Genomic DNA, 6,047 nt, shown 5'->3' on the forward strand with positions numbered 1-6,047 from the left:
TCGACTTACTGCGCGGCCGGGTTTGACTTGCCGCGCAACAAGCTGAGTGCAAACCCGCCGACCACCAGCGCCCCCAGCACCAGTACCGCCCATAGGGTCAGGGTTTTCCAATCCCGCGGTGCTACCGCCGGCATATAGGCCGCATCGCCTGCGCGTGGGCGGCCCGCTCCCAAGCTGGCCGTTGCTGGTACCCATTGCGCGCCGTGTCGCGCACGTAGTGCCGCCAGTAGCGGCTCCACCGCATCGGTTGACATCTGCGCCGCCGCACGGCCCGCCACCACAACATAGGGCGGCGTGCCTTGCGCCAAAAATACCAAGCGCGCAGGTTGATACCCCAATCGCACTACAGGTGCCGTGGCGGGTAAATCACCCGACTCCACTTGCACGCGCCAGTCACGGTCAGTGATCACCGCATGCAAGTCCAATGGCGGCGAGACCTGCACTTTGCCGGCGTCTTGCAACTGCCACGCCGTCCATCCAAATGCACGCGATGTCCACTTGGCTGTCGTATGCGATGCGCTTGCGGTGTCTGTATCCCGGCTCAACACGCTCCAGCGCACACTGCTATTGGCAGGCATTTGCAGCGCCACCCGCTGCACCGGAAAACGCCCTTCACTGTGGTAGTTAAAGCCGTTTTTTTCGGGCCCACTGATCGCCTGTGCGGTTTGCCATTGCCATGGATTGCTGGCAATGACATCTAGCCACTCGGCTTGTACGCCGCTCAATGGCACCGTGGTATTTGCCTGCACCGGTAGTAAACGCAAATAGCGTGGGGGAGCTTCTAGGGCAATACGATTACTGCGCAGCTCTTGCCCTTGATTGCGCAATTGCACAAGGCGCACCTGTGGATCCAGCACGCGCCAATCACGCAAATCATCGCTGCCTTCCAAACGATAACCCGCATCCAATGCCTGCCCGGCATCGCCCCAATGCAACAACAGGGCACGCATGCGGGTGCTGTCTTTACCCAGATCCACCAACCATGCTGCCCCAGCCGTCGTGGGCGGCGTTGCGGGCGACGTTGCGGTAGTGCGCACCGCAAGCACATCGCCATTGCTTGAACGCTGCACCATCACGCGCCAGTCATTGGCTGATGTCACAGACGCCACCGGCAGTGGGAACCACGCCATGTCACCGCGATGCATTTGCGTCGGTACCGCCTCGGGGCCGGATTGCAGCACACTGGCCACCGGCTTGCCATGCGCATCCAGCACCCGCACATCGCGCAAATCACGCCAATACGCGGCGCGATAGACCGCGGCCTCCAACGTCACCTGATAGGCACCCGCATCCGCACGCGACAAGTGCACGGGCCACTGCTGCGCATAGTCATCGCCCGCGTGCGCCGCCAGCGGCAACAGCAGCAAACCCATTACCTGCGTTGCCCATGGTTTCATGCCGTCACCTCATCCACAGCTACATTGTTTGAAGCCTGCACACGCCGTGGCGGCACGGGGGCCAACCAGCCCACCAAGGTACACAGCAGGCCGTACGCGATGAAGGCACCGATACCGAGCAGATCGCCCAAATTACCGCGATCGATCAATAGTAGTTTCAGCAATACGATGCCCATCAAGCTGGCACCGGCCAACCACAAGCCCCACTGCCCACGACGCGAACCCAATACCCAGCCGACCACGCCCAGCAGACTCCACACCACGGTCAAACTGGTCTGCGCCAAGCCCGTACCCACTAGCGCGTCATTCCATGCCTGTCCGCCCCAATGATGCACGCCGCGCAAGGTCATCACCGTCACCAGCAATAAACCCGCCAGCGCCAATCCCATCACCGGCTTGGATGCCACCGTTGCCTGCGCATCTTGACCATCGCGCAGCCAGAGAACCAGCAATAACAGCACCGCCAGCTGCGCAAGATCCAGCGGATTGCACACCACCAACCACGGCAGCGGCGCACTGTTGCCGGCACTGAACAACATCCATAACCACCACAAACCCAAGGCAATGAACACCAGCACGCGCAGGGGCATTTGGAAAGGCGCAAAGGCTTCGCCCAGCGGCATCGCCAGCCATGCGCTGCGTCGTAGTGACAGAGCAGCCAGCCCCAACCAAGGCAGCGCCAGCAACATTCCCACCCAGCCTTCGGCTAATTCAAAACGTGTGCCGATAAACGCAGCCAACAGCGACAACACGGTGGGCCACAGCAACCACCACACCAGCTGCGCCAACCCCGCCACCATGCCACCGCCATTGCGCAGACACCACACACTGCGCAGGCCTAAGATCGCAAACAGCGGCCACACCCACACACCATAGTTTGCAAACGGCTGCCCATTGGTTTGCATTTGCGCAAACGCCAGCGGGAAGGCCATCCCCAGCGCGCCCAAGGTCGTCAACGCTAAAGCTTGCGCCGGCTGCTTGCGCTGCACCTCCGCCGCCAACCATCCGCTGACGCCCATCAGCAATAAATACAAGTGCAGGCGGTGTGTGGCATCGACAAAATTTGAAATCTCATTGCCGCCATTGCCCAGCCACCACACCAAGCCCCAGACGTAGGCCGCAGTCGCCATCACCGTATGCTCTTGCCTGCGATACAACCATGCCGTGGCAAAACCACCCAGCGCGATCAACAACGCACTCATAAAGGTGGGGTTGATGATGGCAACATCTGCGGATGCGGAATTGGCAAGACTGAAGCTTGAGAAGACCAATGCCACCGCAGCGGCCAGCTGCAAGCCCAAGCCGCTCCAACGCGGCAAGCGCCGCTGTTGCGACAACCCCAACCACACCAAACCCGCGCCTTCCAAGGCAAATACCGAGGCCGTGGCGCGCGCCGACAACGCCAGCGGAATAGCCAAGGTGGCAAACCCCACCGCCAAAATGGCATAGCCGCGCACCAGTAACTGCAAGCGCGCATGTTTCCATAGTGCCCGCGCCAGCAGCACATAAATGACCGCCAACCCCAGCGCACACAAGGCCAGCGGCATGCGCTCGCCCTGCAACAACCCGGCCTGTAACGAGAACGCAATCAGCGGCGTGCCAAACAACAAACTGCCATCAATACGCGCACCGCCCGGGGTCTGTGCCTTACGTGCATACAACAGTGGCAACAACAGATAAAACCCGAAGAACAACAACAAGAACGGCTCGGTGCTGGCAAATTTTTCTGGCTGGTATTGCAATACCCCCCACAAGGTACCGATACCAAAGGTGAAGGCGAACCCCAGTAGATTCAAAACCCGCCACGGCCGCACCCACGCAATTGCAAAAATGCCGGCATTGAGCACGGCGTAATACGTGAACAAACCCACATGGTTGCCACTGCCGGTGGACAGCCACAGCGGTGCCAGAAACCCCGCCAATGTCCCCAAAATAGCCAGCGTGCGCGACTCCTGCAGCACCGCCAACACCGCCATTCCCGCAATCAACAACACGCTGATGGCCAACGCCGGGCCGGCATCGAGCAAGCTGTACAGCTTGAACGCCGCAAACGTCACCAGCAGCAACACCCCAATCGCACCGCCCTGCACGGCCAAGGCAAAGCTGCGATGGCTTTCGCGCCGCTTCCAAGCAAACACCAATGCCGCCAACGCCGCTGCACTGACACCCGCCAAACGCAGCTCGATCGGCATCCGCAACCAGCCTTGGTCACTGGCATAGCGCAGCAACGCGGCCACGCCCGCCAGTAACACCACCATGCCCACTTTGACCGGCACATTGCCGGTGGTGAACCAGAGCTTGATACGGTCGATGGCGCGTTCGGCCCAGCTCGGTGTCAGCGGTGCGGGCGGCGGTTGTGACGCCTGCGCTGTCTCAGCCTGCTCGTCCGCTTGCACGTCCGCTTGCACGTCTGTTTGCATATCAGCCTGCCAGCGCGCGCTTGCCAGATGGCGTAAACGCTCTGGCATCGGTGGTGGTGCGGCAGCTTGCTCCATGATTGGCGGCAGGGGCGCTGCCCATGGTTCCGGTGCCGCCGGTATCGGCGTATCGAACGCGGGCACATCGGCCACTGGCGCAACTGCTGCACGCGCGCCCTGTTGCACCGCCAATTCCAACGCATCTACCCGCTGCCGTAGGTCGGCAATCCTCATCAGGGCGATGATCAAAAACACCGGCACAGCCAGCACCACTAGCAGCAATAACAAGCCAAGTCCCACCATATCGTCCATTGCCCTTTGCACCGCAGCCGGAACCCGGCAATCCGTCACAATATCCGGCCCGCCTGAAAACACAACGCCCCGCGCCTCGCCACCCGCACTGGCCGCAAACGCCGCCGCGCAGTAGCATCGGCCTACTTACCCACGCCAATGCGCTTTGGAGCTGCTTATGTCGAACCTCCGCAAACCCATGTCCATCGCCATGACCACCGCTATCGCCAGTGCCAGCTTGGCCGCAGGCAGCCTGTTTTCGATGGACGCACTGGCACACGGCTATCTGCAAGACGCCGGCAAGGCCAAGCCCGCCGCCACTGAAGGCAAATGCGGCGAAGGCAAGTGTGGTGCCGGGATGATGAGTGGCAGCACGGCCAAGCCTGCGTCCACTGCCGCCAGCACACCCGCCAAACCTATGCACACCTTCGGTGACCTTGATACCGACAAAGATGGCCGCATCTCGCGCAGCGAATTTTCTGCCGCACATGGTGGCAAAAGCGACAAATTTGCCGGCATCGACAGCAATGGCGATGGCTTCATCAGCAAGCAAGAATTCGACGCCCACCACGCCACCATGCAAAAGGCCATGGGCGAAGGCAAATGCGGTGGTGATGTCAAAGCAGCCGGCGCCGATGGCAAGACCGCCGGCAGCGAAGGCAAATGTGGTGAAGGCAAGTGTGGCGAAGGCAAATGCGGCAGCAAGATGTGAGTTGATGTGGCACGTCGATTGCCCTCACACAGCGCCGGCCTAGGGTTACGCCGTGCACTGCTGCATGAGTTGATCGAAGCGCCTGCGGGCGCTTTCGATTTTCTGGAATGCGCACCCGACAACTGGATTGGTGTGGGTGGCATGCTGGGCGAACAACTCACCACACTGACCGCACGCTATCCACTGAGTTGCCATGGGCTGTCGCTGTCGCTGTGGCCCCGACCCGCTGGACATCGCCTTTTTGCAACAGACCCGGCAATTTCTGGATCGGCATCACGCGGTGCTGTACAGCGAACACCTGAGCTATTGCAGTGCAGACGGCCATTTATACGACCTGCTGCCGCTACCGTTCACCGAGGACGCCGTGCACCATGTCGCTGCGCGCATCCGTACCGCGCAAGACGTGTTGGGCAGGCGCATTGCGGTGGAAAACGTGAGCTACTACGCCGCGCCGTTCCAACAACTTTCCGAAATCGACTTCATCACCGCAGTGCTGACCGAAGCCGATTGCGATTTGCTGCTGGACGTCAACAACGTGTTCGTCAATGCCATCAACCATCGCTACGATGCGCACGCATTCATCACCGCCATGCCCAGCCAGCGCATCGCCAGCTACCACATCGCGGGGCATTTCGATGAAGCCGATGACTTGAAAATCGACACCCACGGGATGCCGGTCAAAGCCGATGTGTGGGCCTTGCTAGAAGCTGCCTACACCCGCCATGGCGTGCGCCCCACCGTGCTGGAACGTGATTTCAATTTCCCACCGCTGCAAGAATTGGTCATTGAAGTGGCACGCATTCGTGACATGCAACGGCCCTACACATGACCGCGCAAACGCCCCTGCACGCGCAACTGCACACGCTGGCCGCGCATGTGCGCGACCCGACCCACCACGCCGGGCCAGATGGCATTGAAGACCGCCGGCTGCGCGTGTATCGCGAGCTGGTCTTCAACAATTTGCAGGGCCTGCTCGCCGGCACCTTCCCGGTGCTGCGCAAGACGTTGCGCGAACGCGAGTGGCAAACCCTGCTGCGTGATTTCCTCACCCACCATCGCAGCGAAACGCCGCTGTTCACCCGGCTGGGGCTTGAATTTGTCGCCTTCCTCGAAGCCCATGCCAACCCCGCACGCCCATGGCTGGCCGAGCTTGCACATTACGAATGGGCCGAGCTTGGCCTGCAACTGTGTGATGCCACCGCGCCACCGCATGATCCGCAAGGCGACGTA

4 protein-coding genes and 1 pseudogene are annotated in these 6,047 nt (G+C 61.1%); 3 read left to right on the plus strand and 2 right to left on the minus strand.

The genetic code is table 11. From position 1 onward, the window contains the following. Positions 1-5: 5 nt before the first annotated feature. Together PK789_RS06295 and PK789_RS06300 are read right to left on the minus strand one after the other, a co-directional pair. Positions 6-1,397: a DUF3999 domain-containing protein gene (locus PK789_RS06295; RefSeq protein WP_324307795.1), complete on the minus strand. Its 1,392-nt coding sequence runs from the start codon at positions 1,395-1,397 to the stop codon at positions 6-8. Then, entirely contained in the window at positions 1,394-4,117 is a 2,724-nt protein-coding gene (locus PK789_RS06300; protein WP_324307796.1) for a DUF2339 domain-containing protein, read from the minus strand. Before PK789_RS06300 ends, PK789_RS06295 begins: the two co-directional genes overlap by 4 nt. A gap of 166 nt (positions 4,118-4,283) precedes the next feature. On the opposite strand from PK789_RS06300, the gene PK789_RS06305 reads away from it, so the two are divergent. The 3 genes and pseudogenes from PK789_RS06305 to PK789_RS06315 form a co-directional block, all read left to right on the plus strand. After that, complete coding sequence (locus PK789_RS06305; RefSeq protein ID WP_324307798.1) at positions 4,284-4,817, plus strand: HvfA family oxazolone/thioamide-modified RiPP metallophore; 534 nt, start codon at positions 4,284-4,286, stop codon at positions 4,815-4,817. 6 nt (positions 4,818-4,823) lie between these two features. Further along, positions 4,824-5,646: pseudogene (locus PK789_RS06310) on the plus strand (HvfB family MNIO-type RiPP peptide maturase). Beyond that, the coding region (locus PK789_RS06315; protein WP_324307800.1) for an HvfC family RiPP maturation protein at positions 5,643-6,047 on the plus strand (405 nt) is incomplete at its 3' end. The pseudogene PK789_RS06310 and the gene PK789_RS06315, both read left to right, overlap by 4 nt.

Source organism: Thermomonas sp. (assembly GCF_035369645.1).
In the GTDB taxonomy this organism is placed as follows: domain Bacteria; phylum Pseudomonadota; class Gammaproteobacteria; order Xanthomonadales; family Xanthomonadaceae; genus Thermomonas.

Coding starts and splice junctions, on each gene's coding strand:
- PK789_RS06295 (WP_324307795.1), bottom strand. CDS start 1,397: ATGAAACCATGGGCAACGCAGGTAATGGGTTTGCTGCTGTTGCCGCTG.
- PK789_RS06300 (WP_324307796.1), bottom strand. CDS start 4,117: ATGGTGGGACTTGGCTTGTTATTGCTGCTAGTGGTGCTGGCTGTGCCG.
- PK789_RS06305 (WP_324307798.1), top strand. CDS start 4,284: ATGTCGAACCTCCGCAAACCCATGTCCATCGCCATGACCACCGCTATC.